Origin of the sequence: Paenibacillus sp. FSL K6-1217, assembly GCF_045040735.1 — a bacterium.
GTDB lineage: Bacteria > Bacillota > Bacilli > Paenibacillales > Paenibacillaceae > Paenibacillus_AQ.
The window spans coordinates 2,554,977-2,574,086 of the sequence record NZ_CP150271.1 but is presented as its reverse complement, the minus strand read 5'-3'; the positions used below and the strand labels follow the sequence as shown (position 1 = coordinate 2,574,086).

Sequence of the window (19,110 nt, the reverse complement as noted above, 5' to 3'; positions counted from 1 at the left end):
GAGGCGGCATTCCATGGGCAAATGGCTGAAAAAGCTGGAGAACTGGGCCGGAGGCGGCAGCGGCAGCCCGAAGCGCAGCCACACTTTCCGCTGGCTGATCATCATCGGCCTGCTGGGCGTTGCGATCATGCTGTTCAACTCCTTCGTGAATGTGAAGAAGCTGGACAACGAGAACACGGGGCGTGAACCGCCGGACAGCGGGACCTCGCAGACGGTCCTGCAGCAGGAGACCGTGAGCGCGAATTCTTTTGACAGCATCGAACTGGCGATGGAGAACCGCACGAAGGGGATTCTGGAGAAGATCGTGGGGGTCGGTACTGTGGACATTATGGTCACCGTAGATTCCACAGAGGAGATTATCGTGCAGCGCAATATGAATGACTCACAGCAGCAAAGTGAAGAAACGGATGCCAGCGGCGGTAAACGCCATACCACCCAGTACACCAGGGACGGGCAGATCGTCACCTACAGCCAGTCAGGGAACGAGGCCCCGATCATCACCAAGCGGGTGAAGCCCCAGGTGCGGGGAGTGCTGGTGGTCGCCAAAGGGGCAGAGAACAAGGTCGTGCGCAGCCTCATTGAGCAAGCGGTTGAAAAAGGGCTTAACGTACCGGTCTACCGGATTTCTGTTGTCCCGCGCAAGCAGGAATAGGCATGTCTCCGGCAACCCCGGCATATGCTTAAGCAGAGAGGCTTGTACGATACACATGACACACACGACAAGAGGGCTGGCAACAAAATTATAGGAGGTATAAACAATGAAGGGCAAAAGACAAACGATTTGGCTGGTTTCCATGCTCAGTTTGATGGTAGTGCTCTCTGCGTACTATCTGTTCACGGAAGATACGGGGGCCCCGATCCCGAAAGAAACCGCAGGCAGCATCCAGGTGGACACGATCAAAGACGGGACGGGCGGCGGAACCGCCACTACGCTGGACAGCGGACTTGTCATCAAAGAGGTCAGCACCGACAAAGGGATTGCCGTGGGAACCGTGAGTGACGGCAGCAAGGACGCCAGCAAGGACGCCAAGGATGAAACGGCAGCAACAGTTGTAACCGAGGATAATACGACTCCGGCCGTGATAGATGACAGCAGTGTAACTGCCGACAGCAGCGATGCATCCAAGGATACGGCTGTAACAACGGACAAAACGGCTCCGGCCACTGCTGACAAAGGCAAGGATACCGCTGACAGCAAGGATAGCAAGGACAGCAAAGAGAATAAGGACAGTAAAGACAGCAAAGACAACAAGGACAGCAAGGATACATCGGCCGCTGTAGACAAGACTCCGGCAAAAGACGATGAGGCCATTCTGGATGAAGTGGCTTCCCAGAGCGTATCGGCCAGCAGCATGTTCACGAACTACCTGTACGAACGCGAGCAGAAGAACCTGAAAGACCACAACGATCTCCTGGCGATGATTAACAATATGGATAAGACTCCCGCCGAGAATGCGGCAGCCCAGGAGCAGCTCAGCAAGCTGGAAGAGAAGGAATCCAAAATCACCGGAATTGAAGAAAAGCTTCAGCAGAAATACGGCGAAGCCATTGTGAAAGAAGAAGCCGGTGATGCCTACACTGTCGTGGTGCTCAGCGATAAGCTGGATGTGAAGCAGGCGGTGGGCATTGTGGATTTTGTAATGAAGGAACTGAGCGTTACCCAGGACAAGATTAAGGTCCAATACGTCTCGGAGCAGTAAGCCCACTGCATATAATCAGGGAAAATAGAATAAAATGCCGAAAGAGCCCGGGCGCGTCCCAGGCTCTTTCCATTTCTATCGTTTGTGATATAATACATAAAGTTATCGATGCATAGAAAAAGAAGATTACGCAGGCAGCGGTTACACCAGGTAGCGATTCAAGAGAATTAGAGAGCAGACCCCTTACAGGTATGCTTGTCAGAACGGATATCGTACCCTGCTCAGCCGGCGTCCCAAAATGGCTTCGAGAGAAAGCTGAAGGAGTGAACTACCCAATGTTCAAGTTAAGTGAGATTAAGGAATTGATTCAATTGCTGGACCAGACTTCCTCCGTGCACGAGCTGGAGATTGAAAGCGAAGGTATGAAGCTGGCGATCCGCAAACCGGACCGCACTGAAGCCGAAGGAACAGTAATTCAGGCGGCTCCTTATACCTACCCCTTTACGCCAGCCCCGCAGCCGCAAAGTCCGCAGATTGTTGCTCCTCAGGCTGTTAGTGAAGTTCCTGCTGCGGCGCAGCAGCCAGCATCCTCCGCTGAAGGCGCATTACATAAAATCGTCTCGCCGATGGTCGGGACCTTCTACAGTGCCGCTTCCCCGGAGACGCCTTCCTTTGTCAATGTCGGAGACCGGGTGAATGAGAAATCCACGGTCTGCATCATTGAAGCGATGAAGCTGATGAATGAGCTGGAAGCCGAAGTGAAGGGCGAGATTGTCTCTGTCCTGGTTGAGAACGGCCAGCTGGTGGAATACGGCCAGCCGCTGTTTCTGGTGAGAGCGGAATAATTGCCGCAAGAATGAGTAGGAGCTTGCAAGCTTCGCTAACTTTGGGAGGAAACGCATGAACATTCAAAAAGTGTTGATTGCCAACCGCGGCGAGATTGCGGTCCGCATTATCAGGGCCTGCCGCGAGCTGGGTATAGCCACCGTGGCTGTCTATTCGGAGCCGGACCGCGATTCCCTGCATGTCCGTCTTGCAGATGAGGCGTACTGTATCGGACCGATGCCCGCCAAGGACAGCTATCTGAACTTTACCAATATTATGAGCGTTGCCACGCTGACGGAATGCGATGCCATTCACCCCGGTTATGGCTTCCTGGCCGAGAATGCGGATTTCGCTGAGATCTGTGAATCCTGCAATATTACCTTCATCGGCCCGTCGCCGGATGCGATTACGCGGATGGGCGACAAGGCCGTAGCCAAGGATACGATGAAGCAGGCGGGGGTTCCGATTATTCCGGGCTCCGACGGGCTTGTCGGCGACATAGAGGAAGCGGTGATGCTGGGCCGTGATATCGGGTATCCGATCATCGTCAAGGCTACCGCAGGCGGCGGAGGGAAGGGCATCCGCATCGCCGAGGACGAAGAGTCGCTGGTGAAGCAGATTACCGCAGCCCAGCAGGAGGCGCAGAAGGCCTTCGGCAACGCCGGGGTATATCTGGAGAAATTCCTGACCGGCATGAAGCATGTGGAGATTCAAATCATCGCTGACAATCACGGCAACGTAGTCCATCTGGGCGAACGTGACTGCTCTGTGCAGCGCCGCCGCCAGAAGCTGGTGGAGGAAGCACCTTGCTCGATCCTGACACCGGAGACCCGTGAGGCGATGGGCCAAGCGGCAGTACGGGCCGCGCTGGCGGTTAATTACTCGGGTGCGGGTACTCTGGAGTTCCTGCTGGGGCCTGACGGCCAGTTCTATTTCATGGAGATGAATACCCGTATCCAGGTGGAGCATCCTGTAACCGAGATGGTAACCGGAGTGGATCTGATCAAGGAAATGATCTCTGTGGCGGAAGGTAATCCCCTCTCCTTCACCCAGGAGGATATTGTCATCAACGGGTGGTCGATTGAGTGCCGGATCAATGCGGAGGACCCTGAACGTAATTTCATGCCGTCTCCCGGCAAAATCGGCTTCTATCTGCCTCCGGGCGGACTCGGCGTACGGGTGGACAGTGCGGCGTACCCGGGCTATACGATTTCACCTTTTTATGACTCGATGATTGCCAAGCTGATTGTCTGGGCGCCGACACGGTATGAGGCGGTCGCCAAGATGAAGCGGGCACTGGCCGAATTTGCGGTGGAGGGCATACATACGACGATTCCTTTCCACCAGAGACTGCTGGAGCATCCGGTGTTCTTGGACGGGAATTTCGATATCAAGTTCCTCGAAGAGTATGAAATTTAGGACGACTTCTCATCGTTTGTCATAAAGTTCGCCAAATGATATAGTATGTTTAATAAGAGGCGAACTGCCCGCTTGAAGTGTACCAACAACTTTTTTATGCAGGAAAGGTGTGAAGTCCAAAATGAGTACATTGCCGACAGAATATGAACGTACGGAAATCGGTGAAATCCAGATCGCTCCTGAAGTGATCGAGGTTATCGCCGGTTTGGCGACCGTTGAGGTTAAAGGTGTGGCCGGAATGAGCGGCGGTTTCGCCGGAGGAATCGTGGAACTTCTCGGACGCAAGAACCTGTCCAAGGGAGTTAAGGTTGAGGTTGGGCAGCGCGAGGCTGCGGTAGATGTATCCGTGATCATTGAATACGGCAACCGTCTTCCCGAAGTGGCTGCTGAAATTCAGCGCAACGTTAAGCGTTCCATTGAGACCATGACCGGCCTTACCGTTGTGGAAGTGAACGTGCATATTCATGATGTGCAGTTCAAAAGCAATACAAGCATTGACAAGAGCGAAGACACAGATGCGGTTATCCGTGTGAAGTAAAGGCTTTGTTCTTCCTAAACCCTCGGGCAGTACGTCGAGGGTTTACCTTAATTTAGGGAGGTTGTGAGACTCGTGGCCAAAATTCTGGACAGGCTTCTGCTGTTCCTGTACAGCTTAAGTATTGGAATACTATCTGTAATTGCCATCCTCCTCTTAAGCGGTGTCATCCCGGACAAGTATGAGATTTCGGACGGACCGGCGGTATATATCGCTGCGATCTCGGTAGCGGTCATTCTGTTCCTGCTGAGCATCCGCTTCTTCTACATCTCCCTGCGCCGCGACCGCGCATCCCTGCCGTCTGTCGATCAGCGTACAGAGTACGGGGACATTCAGATCTCGATGGAGACGATTGAGAACCTGAGTCTGAAGGCTGCGGGCAAGGTGAAGGGCATCCGTGACCTGAAATCGCGCATCCGTGTCTCGCAGGCGGGGCTTGAGATTATGATCCGTGCGGTCGTCGACGGCGAGCATTCGCTGCCTCTGCTGACTACGGATGTACAGCGTCAGGTGCATGATTTCGTGCAGGAGACAACCGGAATTCCGGTGGCAGATGTGTCTGTATACATTGCTAACCTCACACAGTCACCAAGCTTCAAAAGTCGAGTGGAATAGAGGTGAGTTTCCCTTATGTCCTGGAGAGAAGTATGGGAAAGTCACGGGGGTAGAATTACCGGAGTTGCCTTCGGTGTCTTTCTCGGATTGATTTATCTGATTAGCGGTTTTTGGGATATGCTGTTCTTTGCACTGGTAGTGTTCATCGGATATACGCTTGGCAAAAGAAAGGATACCGCGCAGGGTCCCCTGTTTCAATGGCAGGAGATCGCAGAGCGGCTGTCCGGGCGCTGGCGTCCCTTCAAATGAACCGTGATAGTCTTTCTCCCGGAAGCCTGGAACCCGTTTCTTTGAGTTGCTGACCTGCGGAAGAGAGGCTGCGCGGTTTTTTTATTACAAGCAATGGCTCCAGTTAGTGTTGGATGAGATCTGTAACATCAAAACAAGAATGAAGTTAGTTCGTAGGAGGAACACATGAAGAGACGTTTAGCAAGAGAAATTATTGTGCAAAGCCTGTACCAGATGGAAATGAACGATGTTGAGGTAACCGATGCGGTAGAAATGCTGATTGAAGAGGCGGCGGATGAGAACGAAACCGAACGCGTCATTACGGATGAGATCGAACTGAAGGCTTATGTAATAGAGCATGTCAACGGCGTATGGGAGCACAAAATGGCGATTGACGATATGCTGGAGCATTATCTCAAGGGCTGGCAGATGAGCCGTCTGTCACGCGTGGACCGTCAGATTCTGCGTCTGGCCACCTTCGAGATGATCTTCGCCAGCGATGTACCGGCCAAGGTGTCTGTCAATGAGGCGATTGATCTGGCCAAGCATTTCGGTACGGAGGATTCCGGTAAATTCGTGAATGGTGTCCTCGGCAAAATGATTCAGGATGTGGATACGCTTAGAGCGAAGCTGTAATTCAGCTTCAGCTCCGTTTCAGGCAGCAAGTGGCAGTAACAGGCTTATAAGCCTTCAATAGACAATAGGGGAGAGACTTACATGACAGCAGCGATTATCAGCGGTAAACAGGTATCGGAAGACATTCGGATCGGGATTGCCCGGGAGGTTGCAGACTTGGCAGAGCGCGGCGTGAAGCCGGGTCTGGCTGTCGTTCTGGTCGGTGAAGATCCGGCTTCCCAGGTCTATGTGCGCAACAAGGAGAAGTCCTGTATTGAGCTGGGCTTCCATTCCGAGGTGCACCGGCTGGATGCCGCTACCACCCAGCAGGAGCTGCTGGCACTGGTGGCAGACCTGAACAGCCGCAGCGACATAGACGGCATCCTCGTTCAACTGCCGCTTCCGAAGCATATTGAAGAGAAGGCCGTGATCGATGCCATCTCCGTGGAGAAGGATGTGGACGGCTTCCATCCGGTCAATGTGGGGAATCTCGTGATCGGCGATGACAGTCTGCTTCCCTGCACGCCTGCGGGAGTTATTGAACTGATCAAGCGTACCGGTACGGACATCTCCGGCAAGCATGCGGTGGTCATAGGCCGCAGCAATATTGTCGGCAAGCCGGTATCCCTGCTGCTGCAGCGTGAGAATGCAACAGTTACCATGTGCCACTCGCGTACAGCGAATATGGCCGAGCTTAGCCGTCAGGCCGATATTCTGGTGGTAGCAATCGGCCGGGCCAACTTCATCGATGCCTCGTTCGTGAAGCCGGGTGCGATTGTGATTGATGTCGGCATGAACCGTCTGGATACCGGCAAGCTTGCCGGGGACGTTGACTATGAGAGCGCCCGGGAAGTCGCCGGGTACATCACGCCGGTACCGGGCGGAGTGGGGCCGATGACGATCACCATGCTGATGAGCAACACGCTGACCGCCGCCAAACGCCGCCGCGGCTTGAAGTAGGCCGGACTTATGGCAGCAGAGCGGCAGATCTACTCCATCAAGGAGCTTAACAAATATATCCGCATGAAGCTGGATTCGGATGCGCTGCTGTCCGATGTATGGATTCGCGGTGAAATCTCGAATTTCACCCATCATGGAAGCGGGCATATGTACTTCACGCTGAAGGATGAGAGCAGCCGGATCAAGTCCATCATGTTCGCCTCGCATAACTCGCGGCTGCCGTTCGTGCCAAAGGAAGGCACCAAGGTAATCGCCAGGGGAAATGTGACGGTATATGAGCGGGACGGGCAATACCAGTTCTATGCGACACATATGCAGCCTGACGGAATCGGCAGCCTGTATCTGGCTTACGAGCAGCTCAAGAGCAAGCTGGAGAAGGAAGGCCTGTTCGCAGCGGAGCGCAAGCGTCCGCTGCCGCGATTCCCGCGCTGCATCGGGGTAGTGACTTCCCCGACAGGAGCGGCTGTGCGGGATATCATCATCACCTTGCAGCGCCGCTACCCGCAGGTGGCAATTGTGCTGTACCCTGTTCTAGTGCAGGGCAAGGGGGCCAGCCCGTCCATTGTACAGGCTATCCAGAACCTGAATGCCATGGGGGAGGCCGATGTGCTGATTGTCGGGCGCGGCGGCGGCTCCCTGGAGGAGCTGTGGGCCTTCAATGAAGAGGCCGTCGCCCGGGCGATCGGGGCCTCAAGGATTCCGGTCATCTCGGCCGTGGGCCACGAGACCGACTTCACGATCGCCGATTTCGCCGCCGATCTCCGTGCGGCCACCCCTACGGCAGCGGCGGAGCTCGCTGTGCCGAGCGCAGCCGAGCTGGCCGGGCAGCTGCGCACAGCCCGGCAGCGGCTGCACCAAGGGCTGCTGCGCCGCTCGCAGCGCGGCGGCGAACGCCTTGCCGCGCTGCAGCGCTCGCTGGCGCTGGCCGGCCCCCGCCGGCAGCTGGCCCAGCATACGCAGCGGCTGGACATGCTGCGCGCGGCCCTGCTCCGCGCCGCCGAGACCAGGCACAGCCGTGCGCAGGGGCGCAGCGCGCTGCTGCACCAGAGCCTGCAGCGCTTCCATCCGCTGAGCAGCGTCAGCGCTGCCCGCCGGCGCACGGATGGCCTCACCCGTGAGCTGGCGGGAGCCATGCAGGCGCGCCTTGCAGAGAAGCGCGCACGGTTCGGGGCTGAGCTGCGCCATCTGGATGCGCTCAGCCCGCTGAAGGTCATGTCACGGGGCTACAGCCTCGTGTATGACGAGAAGGAAGAGCATTTAATCAAATCGCTGAAGGAAGTAGAGCTTGGCGATGTGGTCAACATAAAGCTTAATGACGGACAGCTAAACTGCCACGTATGGGGAATGAAGGAGGATGGCAAAACGAATGACAAAGGAAGCGGAACTGGATTTTGAAGGAGCCATGGAGCGCCTGGAGGGTATCGTGCGGGAGCTTGAGCACGGTGACGTTCCCCTGGAGAAGGCGATTGATTTATTCCAGCAGGGAATGAAGCTCTCGCAGCTGTGCGGCAGCAAGCTGGAGCAGGTGGAGCGCAAGATTGAGATGATCACTGTGGAGGATGGCGAACTGCGCAAGAAGCCGTTCGGCAACCGGCTGGAAGGCGACAGCGATGAGTCATTCTGAACTAGAACCACCCTTCCGGGCGGCAGCGCCGCAGGGCCGCGAACCGCTGGAGCAGTATATCGCTGACGTTAGCCGCTGGGTGGCCGGAGCGCTGTCGGCCATTGTGCCGGAGGAGTGGAATGTGCCCCGTGTTCTCAGGGAGTCGATGGAATACTCGCTCCAGGCCGGGGGGAAGCGCCTGCGGCCGTTGCTCGTCACCGCCGCGTGCGAAGCGCTGGGCGGCAACCGGGAAGCTGCGCTGCCCGTGGCGGCAGCGATTGAAATGGTGCATACCTATTCCCTGATCCATGACGATCTTCCGGCGATGGATAATGATGACTTCCGGCGCGGCAAGCTGACGAATCATAAGGTCTTCGGGGAAGCCATGGCCATTCTGGCCGGGGATTCGCTGCTGACCCATGCATTCTTCAGTGTGGTACAAGCCTCCCGCAAACACGGGGTTCCGGCAGAGCGCGTGTTGTCCATCGTGGAGGATCTGGCCGAGATGGCCGGTCCGCGCGGCATGGTCGGCGGCCAGGTCGCCGATATGGAAGGCGAGCAGGGAATGACCGACCTGCAGCAGCTTCAGTACATTCATTTGCACAAGACCGGCGATCTGATGATCTTCTCGCTGCTGGCGGGCGGCAGAATCGCCGGTGCGAATGAGGGGCAGCTGGAAGCCTTGCGCCGGTTCGGCACACAGATCGGACTGGCCTTCCAGATTCAGGATGATATTCTGGATTTGGTCGGCGATGAGAGCAAGCTGGGCAAAAAAACCGGCAGTGATATCAAGCAGCAAAAGGTGACCTACCCTTATTTCATCGGCCTTGAAGCTTCGCTCGAAGAGGTGAAGCAACTTACCGCTGCGGCGCATCTGGCGATCCTAAAAGGAGGGTTCCAGGACCCGTCCCGGCTGCTGGAAATTGCCGATTATTTGATGTCACGCGATCACTAAATGAAGTTTTGGTAAACGGCTGTGTTTCGGCAGCCGTTTCGTTTGTGTTATAATGGGGTTTATATTTTAACAACATCTAGGAAAGCGGGGAATACTCGTGCTGCTTCCACAAATAAATGATCCTCAGCAACTTAAAGCATTATCAGTCGAGGAGCTGGCAGCCCTTGCGGAAGAAATCCGCCGGTTTTTAATTGACAAACTTAGTGTAACCGGAGGGCATCTCGGATCTAACCTCGGGGTGGTGGAGCTCACGCTGGCCCTGCATTACTGCTACGACAGTCCCCGGGACAAGATGATATATGACGTTGGTCATCAGGCGTATGTGCACAAGATACTGACAGGCCGTCAGGACCGGTTCGATACACTGCGCAAGCAAGGCGGCCTGTGCGGCTTCGTGAAGCGTTCGGAGAGCGAGCATGATGTCTGGGAAGCAGGGCACAGCAGCACTTCCCTGTCTGCGGCTATGGGTATGGCTATGGCCCGGGATTTGAAGGGTGAGGACAATAGGGTCATCGCTGTTATCGGCGACGGTGCGCTTACAGGCGGTATGGCCTTTGAAGCGTTGAACCATATCGGACATGAGCGCCGCAAGCTGATGGTTATTCTCAATGATAATGAAATGTCGATTGCACCGAATGTAGGGGCATTGCATAATTATTTGAGCAAAATCCGCTCGGACCGGCACTATCTGCGGGCTAAGGACGAGGTTGAAGGCCTGCTGAAGAAGATTCCGGCAATCGGTGGAAGGCTGGCGAAGACGGCACAGAATGTGAAGGACGGCCTGAAGAACATGCTGGTTCCCGGTGTGCTGTTCGAGGAGCTTGGATTCACTTATCTGGGACCCGTGGACGGACATGATTTGGAGAAAATGATCGACACCTTCCATCAGGCGGATAATGTGTCCGGTCCCGTACTGGTACATGTGCTAACGACTAAGGGCAAAGGCTACAAGCCTGCGGAGACCGACTTCTATAAATCCCATGCGATCTCACCCTACAAAATCGAATCCAGCCAGTCCCTAAAGGCTGTGAAGCCTGTCAGCCACCCGATGTATACCGAAGTCTTTGGGGAGACGCTGATTGAGCTGGGCCGGCAGGATCACAGACTGATTGCGGTCACACCGGCAATGCCGGGCGGCTCAGGTCTGTTCCCGTTCGCCAAGGAGTTCCCGGACCGGATGATCGATGTCGGGATCGCTGAGCAGCATGCGGCTACCCTATGCGCCGCTCTGGCAATGGAGGGGATGAAACCGGTCTATGCGGTCTATTCCACTTTCATGCAGCGTGCTTATGACCAGATTGTCCATGATATCTGCAGACATAACGCCAATGTAATGTTTGCCATCGACCGGGCCGGGTTTGTCGGAGCAGACGGGGAGACCCATCAAGGAGTGTATGATATAGCTTTCATGCGTCATATCCCGAATATAGTGCTTATGATGCCTAAGGATGAGAACGAGCTGCGCCATATGATGAAGACGGCACTCGAATACAATGACGGACCTATTGCTTACCGGTATCCCCGGATCGAAGGGACTGGCGTTGCCTTAGAGGCTGAACTCCGTTGTCTGCCGATCGGTACCTGGGAGCGTCTGCGCCCCGGTGATGATTATGCGGTACTGGCTTGCGGTCCGATGGTTCAGATTGCCGAAGAGGCAGCGGAATCGCTGAAGCGTGAAGGCATTCAGGTCAGCGTAGTGAACGCCCGCTTCCTTAAGCCGCTGGATAACACCATGCTGCTTGAACTGGCGCATGCCGGAACGGGTATGGTAGTGCTGGAGGAGGCTAGCCAGGCGGGAAGTCTCGGCAGTGCGGTGCTTGAGTTCTTTGCAGAGCATGAAATTTATGATGCGCATGTTCATTTGATGGGAGTGCCGGATGTTTTTGTCGAGCATGGCTCCATCAAGGAGCAGCGGCAGGAAACAGGGCTTACCGTTGAAGCTGTGTGCGCACGTATTAAGTCAATGAAGGGGCTCAGCACTTATACCTATAAGTCAACTTCCACCTCGTAAGGGCAGGGCGGAAGCAGGACCGAAGTGATCAGGAGATGAACATGGAACACCCTAAGGAACGAATCGATGTGCTGTTGGTGGAGCAAGGCTTCTACGACAGCCGGGAAAAGGCCAAGGCCGCCATTATGGCGGGGCTGGTGCTTGCGAACGAAGAACGGATTGAAAAGCCGGGGATGAAGGTGCTCCGCAGCTCTGTCCTCAGAGTCAAGGGAGCACTGCACCCCTATGTCAGCCGCGGCGGCTTGAAGCTGGAGAAAGCCTTGCGGCAGTTCGGCATCGGGCTGACCGGCCGCAACATGCTGGATATCGGCTCCTCTACAGGAGGCTTCACCGATTGTGCGCTTCAGAACGGCGCAGCCCATGTGTATGCGATTGATGTGGGCCATAACCAGCTCGACTGGAGCCTGCGTAATGATGAACGGGTAACCGTAATGGAGCAGACCAACTTCCGTTACATGACCCCTCCTGATTTGAAGGGACCGGTACCTGACTTTGCCAGTATCGATGTCTCCTTCATTTCACTGAAGATCATTCTGCCGCCGTTAATGGCGCTGCTGAACCGTCCTGCTGATATCGCTGCGCTGATTAAGCCGCAGTTCGAAGCCGGGCGCGAGAAGGTGGGCAAGTCTGGAGTCGTACGCGAACCGGCTGTCCATCGCGAGGTACTGGTGAACGTGCTGTCCATGGCGGCTCAGCTGGGCTACACGCTTGCGGGACTGACCTATTCCCCCATTACCGGCGGGGAAGGAAATATTGAATTTCTGGCACACTGGAAGCTGCTGCCTGATGAAGCTGCGGAGCAGCCTTCATCGCAGCAGTCTTCTGCGGCTGAAGCACAGCCGAATAATTTCGCCGCGCTTGCCGATTCCGTCATTAAGGAAGCGAATGCAACCTTCAGCGCTGCGGGCCAAGGAAACTCATCCAAGAGATGAGTTTCTTTTGCTGCCTATATAATAATGTATAGGTTTCAATGGATACGGGAATTTCGCCGCTGATTGCCGCCCGGAAGCAGGATTTCACCCGCCCGCACGCGAATAGATTCACCGAGGTGATGGGAGTGGCGAGTTCGGACAAGGCTGTAGTGGCCCTTATGGGACTGGCGGCGGCAATCTTTATCCTTTACAGAATCTATATCTGGCTTCAGGGGTCACCGGGTTCCTTCATGAAGGATCGGGTGCCGATCAACAAGGTCATTCAGCCTCATCCGTCCATCGGTCTGCTGGAGGATGCCGGGTATGAGGTCGTCGGCGGCAAGCTAAAGATTCCGCTGTCTTTTCAAGTGAATGGGGCACCGATGTACAGCAGGCTGTTCATTGATTATGTAGCCACCAAGAATGAGGAGCATTACTATCTGGTCATCCTGTCCCGTCCCCGCAAGGAGCTTGAATTCACCGGCAGCGGACTCCGGGACCATATCCTCCCCTATCTGCTGATCTACCCGGATTGCAGCGGGGTGCTGTATGTGGATACGGTGACTTCCAACATTCATGTAATTAATTTCGGCAAGGACGACGGAGAATCCAGTTAAGCACTATATAAATACGGGAGGCAACAATGAAGGGACACAGGCATATCAAGATTAGAGAAATTATCTCGCAAAAGGAAATCGAAACCCAGGATGATCTGGTGGAGGCGCTGCGTGAAGCGGGTTTTCAAGTAACACAAGCTACCGTATCCCGCGATATTAAGGAACTGCTGCTGATTAAGGTACCGATGGATGACGGGCGGTACAAGTATTCCCTGCCTACCGACCAGCGTTACAATCCGACCCAGAAGCTGAAGCGGGTGCTGGTGGACAACTTTGTACAGATCGATTATTCCGCGAATCTGGTGGTGATGAAATGTCTTCCGGGGACGGCCAATTCCGTGGCTGCGCTGATCGACAATATTGACTGGCCGCAAATAATGGGCACGATCTCCGGAGACGACACGATCCTGATTATCTGCCGCCAGCCGGAAGACAGCAAGGACGTCATTGCTCAGATTATGGGCTATATATCGTAGTTCTGCCAATGGGCAGAAGGCAATCATCATGTCGGAGGTGCTGTATTCGTGTTAGAGACATTGTCTATACGCAATCTGGCCGTGGTTGAGGCGGTGGATGTGCATTTTTATCCGGGGTTCCATGTCCTTACAGGGGAGACCGGCGCCGGAAAATCAATTATTATCGATGCGCTCGCACTCATTGCCGGGGGACGCGGTTCCGCTGACTCCATCCGGTATGGGTGTGAGAAGGCCGAAATGGAAGCGCTTTTCAGTCTGCCGGGCAGCCATCCGGTCTGGGATACGCTGGAGCGGCTGGGCATCAGTGCGCAGCGTGAGGAGCATCTGGTGATCCGCCGGGAGATTACCTCCCAGGGCAAAAGCACTTCGCGCGTGAACGGCCAGATGGTTAATCTGAGCATGCTGCGTGAAATCGGGGAGCAGCTGGTCAATATTCATGGACAGCATGAGCATCAGAACCTGCTGAAGGCGGAACGTCACCTGGGGCTGCTGGATACTTACGGCGAAGCGGTGATCGGTCCGCTCAAGGCGGACTACCAGGAGAAATATACGGCCTTTGCCAAAGTGGAAAAAGAACTCCGGGAACTTCAGGAATCCAGTCAAAAGGCGTATCAGATGCTGGATTTATACCGTTTTCAGCTGGAGGAAATTTCTGCTGCGGGACTAAAACCGGGAGAAGATGAATTACTTGCCGAAGAACGGGTAAAACTATCCCACAGTGAGAAAATGATGGATTCAGTATCCGGCGCATACGAGCTGCTGTATGACAGGCAAGGGCTGGAGTCCATTGGCAATGTAATCTCCAGGCTGGAGGATGCGGTGCGTTACGATGAGAAGGGGCTGCGGGCCGTCTTCGAGCAGTTGCAATCCGCGTATTATCAGCTGGAGGATGCGGCGTTTCAGCTCCGCGACTACCGTGAAGAGATCGAGTTCAATCCGGCGCGGCTGGAGGATATTGAGAACCGGCTGGATCTGCTTACCGGACTGCAGCGTAAATACGGGGACAGCGTAGAGCAGATTCTGGAGTATTATCAGCAGATAGAGCGGGAGACCGATCTTCTGGAGAATAAGGATGAATATATTGCGAAGTTAACGGTCAAAAGGGACGGCCTGCTGGAAATCCTAATGGAGGCAGCCGAGGCTCTGAGCGCCGCGCGGCGGCAGTGTGCAACGGATCTCGCTTCACAGGTGGAAGGGGAGCTGAAGGATCTGCAGATGGAGCGGACCTCGCTTCAGGTCAACATGGAGACGCTGGAAGATCCGCGCGGCATGGAGTATCGGGGACGGCGGTACCGTCTGACCCGGCAGGGGATCGACAGCGCTGAATTTATGATCTCCCCGAATCCCGGCGAGCCGCTGCGTCCGCTGGGCAAGATCGCCTCCGGCGGAGAGCTGTCACGGATTATGCTGGCGATGAAGAGTATTTTTGCCCGGCATGATGCCATTCCTGTCCTGATCTTCGATGAGGTGGATACCGGGGTCAGCGGACGGGCGGCCCAGTCCATCGCAGACAAGCTGTACAAGCTGTCCTCGACCTGTCAGGTGTTCTCCATTACCCATCTGCCGCAGGTGGCGTGTATGGCGGATCATCAGTACCTGATTGCCAAAAAAGTCGAAGACGGACGCACGATGACTGAGGTGGACTCCCTCTCGGCCGAAGGCCGTGTGATGGAGCTGGCCCGGATGCTGGGCGGGGTGGAAATTACCGAAAAAACATTGCATCACGCACAGGAGATGCTGGGTCTGGCCGAGGCCAGCAAGGCAGCTGTAAGCTAAGCGGGACAATGATTGACAGTAATAAAAGCCTGGGGGCAAGGTTATCTTATAGGTACGCAATTGGCGACCACCTTTTTCGTCAAGCGAAAGAAGCAAAAGGGAGTGTGACAGCCATTGAAGCCTAACCTCAGGAAGTTAATGCCCGGCCTTTTATTTGCCTTCTTTCTCAGTTTATCAGGCATAACGGGACCCTCACAGATCCACGCAGCACCGCTTGAACATCAGCCGCCGAGGGCGGTACAGGGAACCGAGAATGAACTTAAGGTCATCCCCGGAGGTCAGACGATTGGCGTGAAGGTGAAGTCGGCAGGCGTGCTGGTTGTAGGTCATCATCTGATTGAAGTATCGGAGCAGTCCAAGATTTCACCCGGTGAGAACAGCGGCATACTGCCGGGAGATCTGATGATCTCCATCAACGGGGTGAAGCTGGACGAGGTATCCAAGGTAGCAAGGCTGGTCGAGCAGGCAGGCCGGAGCAATGATTCCTTAAGCATCATCTACAAACGCGGCGGCAAAGAGCATACAGCCCAGCTGAAGCCCGCGTATGACCGCACAGACAAGGTGTGGCGGCTGGGGCTCTACATCCGTGATTCCGCAGCAGGTGTAGGGACCCTCACTTTCTATGCCCCGAAGCAGGGGGTGTACGGGGCACTTGGACATGTCATCACCGACATGAACACAGGTACACCGATTGTGGTGGGCAGCGGCCAGATCGTGCAGTCCAGCGTCACTTCGATCTCCAAGAGCCAGGATGGGGATCCCGGGGAGAAACGGGCCCATTTTCTGAAGGAAAGCCAGGTTCTCGGCAACGTGGAGAGCAACACGGATTTCGGCATCTTCGGTAAAATGACCCGGAATCCCGAGCACAGCCTGTATCAGGAGCCGATTCCGGTTGCCATGAGCGCAGAAGTGAAGGAAGGCCCGGCACAAATTCTTACCGTGGTTGACGGTCAGCAGGTCGAGCGCTTCAACGTGGAGATCATTCATGTGGCCCGTCAGCAGACCCCTGCCACTAAGGGCATGGTGCTGCGCATCACCGACTCCCGTCTGCTGGATAAGACCGGAGGGATTGTCCAGGGCATGAGCGGCAGCCCGATCGTCCAGAACGGCCGTCTGATCGGCGCAGTTACCCATGTGTTCGTCAATGATCCGAAGTCAGGTTACGGCTGCTTCATTGAATGGATGCTTAGGGACTCCGGTGTAGTTCAACAGGATCAGGGGCTTCAATACAATCTTAAGGCGGTTTAGCCTTAAGATTTTTTTGTCGAAGGGCAGCGATTATCCTCGAAACGTGAAACAAAATATTTAATTATAAATCAACACCGAAAAAAAATAAAGAAAAATAATTTTCGACAGAAGGATATTCAAACCAGATGTCGAAACTTATAGGGAGAGAAGATGATCATTATTTTCTGAATAGCAGATATTTAAGGAGGAAGCAGCCAGTGCAGAATATTGAAGTATTGTTGGCCGATGATAACAGGGAGTTCACAAACTTGCTTGCTGAGTACATTACTGAACAAGAAGATATGACCGTGACAGGCATCGCCTATAATGGGGAAGAAGTGCTTCAGATGCTGAGCGATGCACGCAAGATCCCCGATGTCCTTATCCTTGATATCATTATGCCGCATCTGGACGGCCTCGGCGTGCTGGAACGCCTGCGTGATATGGATCTCAATCCGCAGCCCAAGATCATTATGCTGACCGCTTTTGGCCAGGAGAATATTACGCAGAGAGCCGTTCAGCTTGGCGCCTCTTATTATATTCTGAAACCGTTTGACATGGAGGTTCTGGCGAACCGTGTGCGTCAGCTGGTTGGCACGCAAGGCAGCATGAGCACTTCCGCAAGCATGTCCGGCTATTCTTCTTCCAGATCTTCCAGTAATGTGGTTCCGCTGTCCAAGGGCAAGAATCTGGATGCCAATATTACCTCGATCATTCATGAAATCGGCGTTCCTGCGCATATCAAAGGCTACCAGTACCTGCGTGAAGCCATCACCATGGTCTATAACAATATTGAAATCCTTGGAGCCATAACCAAGACACTGTACCCTGCCATAGCCGAGAAGTTCAAGACCACGCCTTCGCGCGTAGAACGCGCCATCCGCCACGCGATTGAAGTCGCCTGGACCCGTGGCAACATCGACAGCATCTCCCACCTGTTCGGCTATACCATTAATATCTCCAAATCCAAGCCAACTAACTCGGAATTTATTGCCATGGTAGCGGATAAGCTGCGCATTGAGCATAAGGTGGGTTGAAAGGGTTAGGAATCCTGCAAGAATTGCAGCAATACTGCCCAATCGAAGCGACCTATGCTGAAATCCTGCATGAAATGCAACAAAGCCAGCGCTAACTTACTCTAAACAACGAAATTTCTGCAAATGATGCAACAATATACCGTGGCCATTAATATTTATGAGTGGAATCCTGCAAGATGTGCAACAATGAAGCACCTGCATCCTTCACCCGTTAGAGTTATTTTGTTCTTTACACAAAGAAAGAAACCCATCGCCAGGCATCACTTATTGTTTTTACGTTCTTTTTACCTACGCTCTTGCGTTTGTCCTTAATTTCAGCATTATCTTTGATCAATCAAGTCACTCCTTCATGGAGTGGCTTTTTTTAGTTTATAATGAAGGGATAAGCAAAGGAGGTGGGAGAAATCATAGCGCAGATTCTTTTAGGGATCTGGATGCTCACACAAGCGGCTTGTCATTTTTTTGGACTTGATGTGTTCCTTCGGCAATCCGTTAGAGATAGTTTGAGTAAGGAGGAGCGGGCAACTTTCCAAAGAGGGATGGTGCTGCCTTATCTCATATTAGGGATGACTTTTATTGGAATGGGGATAGTAGAGCGTAAGGGGTTCCTATCCATGCCAGTTTTCCTTGGACTCTATATTATATTGTGTGCGGCGTCCTTGGCCGGGATATTGAGGAATAACAAAAAACATTTGGGCTATTATATGTGGTGAATCTATAGCAGCTAGTTACCGGATTGGCTGCCCGGAGCTATTGTGGCATCACCGCCGCAGATGGGCAGCGCGGGAGCTACAATCTTCGCCTCAAGCAGCTTGATCGCATGGGGACAGAGTGAGTCGCTTTTACAAAAGCTGGCCGGAAACGTAGCTAATCACGGTGAACAAGTCAGCGCAGCAGCTTCGACCGACTTAACTTTCCTGGCTTATCTGTTTGGCTCTTATATAGGTTTTTTCCACGCGGTCCGCATCCTTGAGCTGCTTACGCTGCAAGCCCGTGAATCTGGCATCCGTTAAGAATAATTCTGTAAAAGAAACTGACCAAGCCATGGCTTGGTCAGTTTTGTTATAAATATAAGCTTATATTTCATGTATCTTAGTTAACGGATTGGTTGTCCAGACTGCTCAGGTAAGCATCGGCTTCTTGATATGTAGGGTAATGCACGGCGAATTTGCCGAACAGTCGTTTCATTTGCATTTTCCAGACAGGGGAGTCTGCAACGTATACCCAGCCGCCTACCCCGGCTTCTATTGCACGGTCACCGGTTGGGGCGAGCATTCCGGCAACTTCAGGCGAGAGTACGGTCGGCGAGCCTGTCACATCGGTGACTCCGGTGAAGCCCGGCTTCAGCTGCTTCAGTGCATTTTCGAAATCTGCTATGTATGCGGGTACGTCACTCTCAGTCAACCCGTAGGCCCTAACGATCACCTGGTTTTTTGCAACATTGACTTCCATTGTGTAAGACATGAACATTCCTCCAGTTGTGGTATTAAGTTTACATTAGAGTATATCGGATAAAATTGGGGTGTTTTTGAGAGAATAAGGAAATCGGATCACGTGAGCCCGCATTTATGGGAATTAACTCCATATATATTAAATGGATGTGTTGGTTTTTACGGTTCAGAAACAAAGATTTTACACAAACAATTGTTATTATGAAACA

21 protein-coding genes are annotated in these 19,110 nt (G+C 53.9%); 20 read left to right on the top strand and 1 reads right to left on the bottom strand.

The annotated features are described in order from the left end of the window. Window positions 1–13: 13 nt before the first annotated feature. The 20 genes from spoIIIAG (at window position 14) to MHH28_RS11560 (ending at window position 18,463) form a co-directional block, all read left to right on the top strand. Window positions 14–652, top strand: a complete 639-nt coding sequence (spoIIIAG, locus tag MHH28_RS11655) for a stage III sporulation protein AG (RefSeq protein ID WP_405115010.1) — start codon at window positions 14–16, stop codon at window positions 650–652. A gap of 106 nt (window positions 653–758) precedes the next feature. Continuing rightward, window positions 759–1,700: a SpoIIIAH-like family protein gene (locus MHH28_RS11650; protein WP_405115008.1), complete on the top strand. Its 942-nt coding sequence runs from the start codon at window positions 759–761 to the stop codon at window positions 1,698–1,700. 275 nt (window positions 1,701–1,975) lie between these two features. Further along, window positions 1,976–2,485, top strand: a complete 510-nt coding sequence (gene accB / locus MHH28_RS11645; RefSeq protein WP_405115006.1) for an acetyl-CoA carboxylase biotin carboxyl carrier protein — start codon at window positions 1,976–1,978, stop codon at window positions 2,483–2,485. A gap of 55 nt (window positions 2,486–2,540) precedes the next feature. Further along, window positions 2,541–3,884, top strand: coding sequence for an acetyl-CoA carboxylase biotin carboxylase subunit (gene accC, locus MHH28_RS11640; protein ID WP_405115004.1), 1,344 nt, complete (start codon window positions 2,541–2,543; stop codon window positions 3,882–3,884). 121 nt (window positions 3,885–4,005) lie between these two features. After that, complete coding sequence (locus MHH28_RS11635) at window positions 4,006–4,422, top strand: Asp23/Gls24 family envelope stress response protein (RefSeq protein ID WP_173129562.1); 417 nt, start codon at window positions 4,006–4,008, stop codon at window positions 4,420–4,422. Window positions 4,423–4,494: 72 nt separating this feature from the next. Next, window positions 4,495–5,034: an alkaline shock response membrane anchor protein AmaP gene (gene amaP, locus MHH28_RS11630; protein ID WP_405115002.1), complete on the top strand. Its 540-nt coding sequence runs from the start codon at window positions 4,495–4,497 to the stop codon at window positions 5,032–5,034. 15 nt (window positions 5,035–5,049) lie between these two features. Further along, window positions 5,050–5,283, top strand: coding sequence for a DUF2273 domain-containing protein (locus MHH28_RS11625; RefSeq protein ID WP_405115000.1), 234 nt, complete (start codon window positions 5,050–5,052; stop codon window positions 5,281–5,283). A gap of 165 nt (window positions 5,284–5,448) precedes the next feature. Beyond that, complete coding sequence (nusB, locus tag MHH28_RS11620) at window positions 5,449–5,898, top strand: transcription antitermination factor NusB (protein WP_405114998.1); 450 nt, start codon at window positions 5,449–5,451, stop codon at window positions 5,896–5,898. A gap of 81 nt (window positions 5,899–5,979) precedes the next feature. Beyond that, the gene (gene folD / locus MHH28_RS11615) at window positions 5,980–6,837 is read left to right on the top strand and encodes a bifunctional methylenetetrahydrofolate dehydrogenase/methenyltetrahydrofolate cyclohydrolase FolD (RefSeq protein ID WP_405114996.1); all 858 of its coding nucleotides are present in this window, start codon (window positions 5,980–5,982) and stop codon (window positions 6,835–6,837) included. Between the two features lie 9 nt (window positions 6,838–6,846). Beyond that, window positions 6,847–8,232 (top strand): exodeoxyribonuclease VII large subunit, encoded by a 1,386-nt coding sequence (gene xseA, locus MHH28_RS11610; protein WP_405114994.1) that lies wholly within the window; start codon window positions 6,847–6,849, stop codon window positions 8,230–8,232. Beyond that, complete coding sequence (xseB, locus tag MHH28_RS11605) at window positions 8,204–8,461, top strand: exodeoxyribonuclease VII small subunit (RefSeq protein ID WP_405114992.1); 258 nt, start codon at window positions 8,204–8,206, stop codon at window positions 8,459–8,461. Before xseA ends, xseB begins: the two co-directional genes overlap by 29 nt. Beyond that, window positions 8,448–9,395, top strand: coding sequence for a polyprenyl synthetase family protein (locus tag MHH28_RS11600; protein WP_405114990.1), 948 nt, complete (start codon window positions 8,448–8,450; stop codon window positions 9,393–9,395). The genes xseB and MHH28_RS11600 overlap by 14 nt, the downstream gene beginning before the upstream one ends. 97 nt (window positions 9,396–9,492) lie before the next feature. After that, window positions 9,493–11,406, top strand: a complete 1,914-nt coding sequence (dxs, locus tag MHH28_RS11595; protein WP_405114988.1) for a 1-deoxy-D-xylulose-5-phosphate synthase — start codon at window positions 9,493–9,495, stop codon at window positions 11,404–11,406. Window positions 11,407–11,447: 41 nt separating this feature from the next. Further along, complete coding sequence (locus tag MHH28_RS11590) at window positions 11,448–12,338, top strand: TlyA family RNA methyltransferase (RefSeq protein ID WP_405117010.1); 891 nt, start codon at window positions 11,448–11,450, stop codon at window positions 12,336–12,338. Between the two features lie 38 nt (window positions 12,339–12,376). Beyond that, on the top strand, window positions 12,377–12,934 hold the full coding sequence (locus tag MHH28_RS11585; RefSeq protein ID WP_405114986.1) for a hypothetical protein: 558 nt from the start codon (window positions 12,377–12,379) through the stop codon (window positions 12,932–12,934). Window positions 12,935–12,960: 26 nt separating this feature from the next. After that, a complete protein-coding gene (gene ahrC / locus MHH28_RS11580) occupies window positions 12,961–13,410 on the top strand; it encodes a transcriptional regulator AhrC/ArgR (RefSeq protein ID WP_405114984.1) in 450 nt (149 codons plus the stop codon). Window positions 13,411–13,458: 48 nt separating this feature from the next. Beyond that, entirely contained in the window at window positions 13,459–15,186 is a 1,728-nt protein-coding gene (gene recN, locus MHH28_RS11575; protein ID WP_405114982.1) for a DNA repair protein RecN, read from the top strand. Between the two features lie 138 nt (window positions 15,187–15,324). Then, window positions 15,325–16,434 (top strand): SpoIVB peptidase, encoded by a 1,110-nt coding sequence (gene spoIVB, locus MHH28_RS11570; protein ID WP_405114980.1) that lies wholly within the window; start codon window positions 15,325–15,327, stop codon window positions 16,432–16,434. 197 nt (window positions 16,435–16,631) lie between these two features. Then, entirely contained in the window at window positions 16,632–17,450 is an 819-nt protein-coding gene (gene spo0A, locus MHH28_RS11565; RefSeq protein WP_405114978.1) for a sporulation transcription factor Spo0A, read from the top strand. A 773-nt stretch (window positions 17,451–18,223) separates the two neighbouring features. Next, a complete protein-coding gene (locus MHH28_RS11560) occupies window positions 18,224–18,463 on the top strand; it encodes a hypothetical protein (RefSeq protein ID WP_405114976.1) in 240 nt (79 codons plus the stop codon). A gap of 79 nt (window positions 18,464–18,542) precedes the next feature. Here MHH28_RS11560 and MHH28_RS11555 read toward each other — a convergent pair whose 3' ends face one another. Further along, complete coding sequence (locus MHH28_RS11555; RefSeq protein ID WP_405114974.1) at window positions 18,543–18,914, bottom strand: hypothetical protein; 372 nt, start codon at window positions 18,912–18,914, stop codon at window positions 18,543–18,545. Window positions 18,915–19,110: the final 196 nt, after the last annotated feature.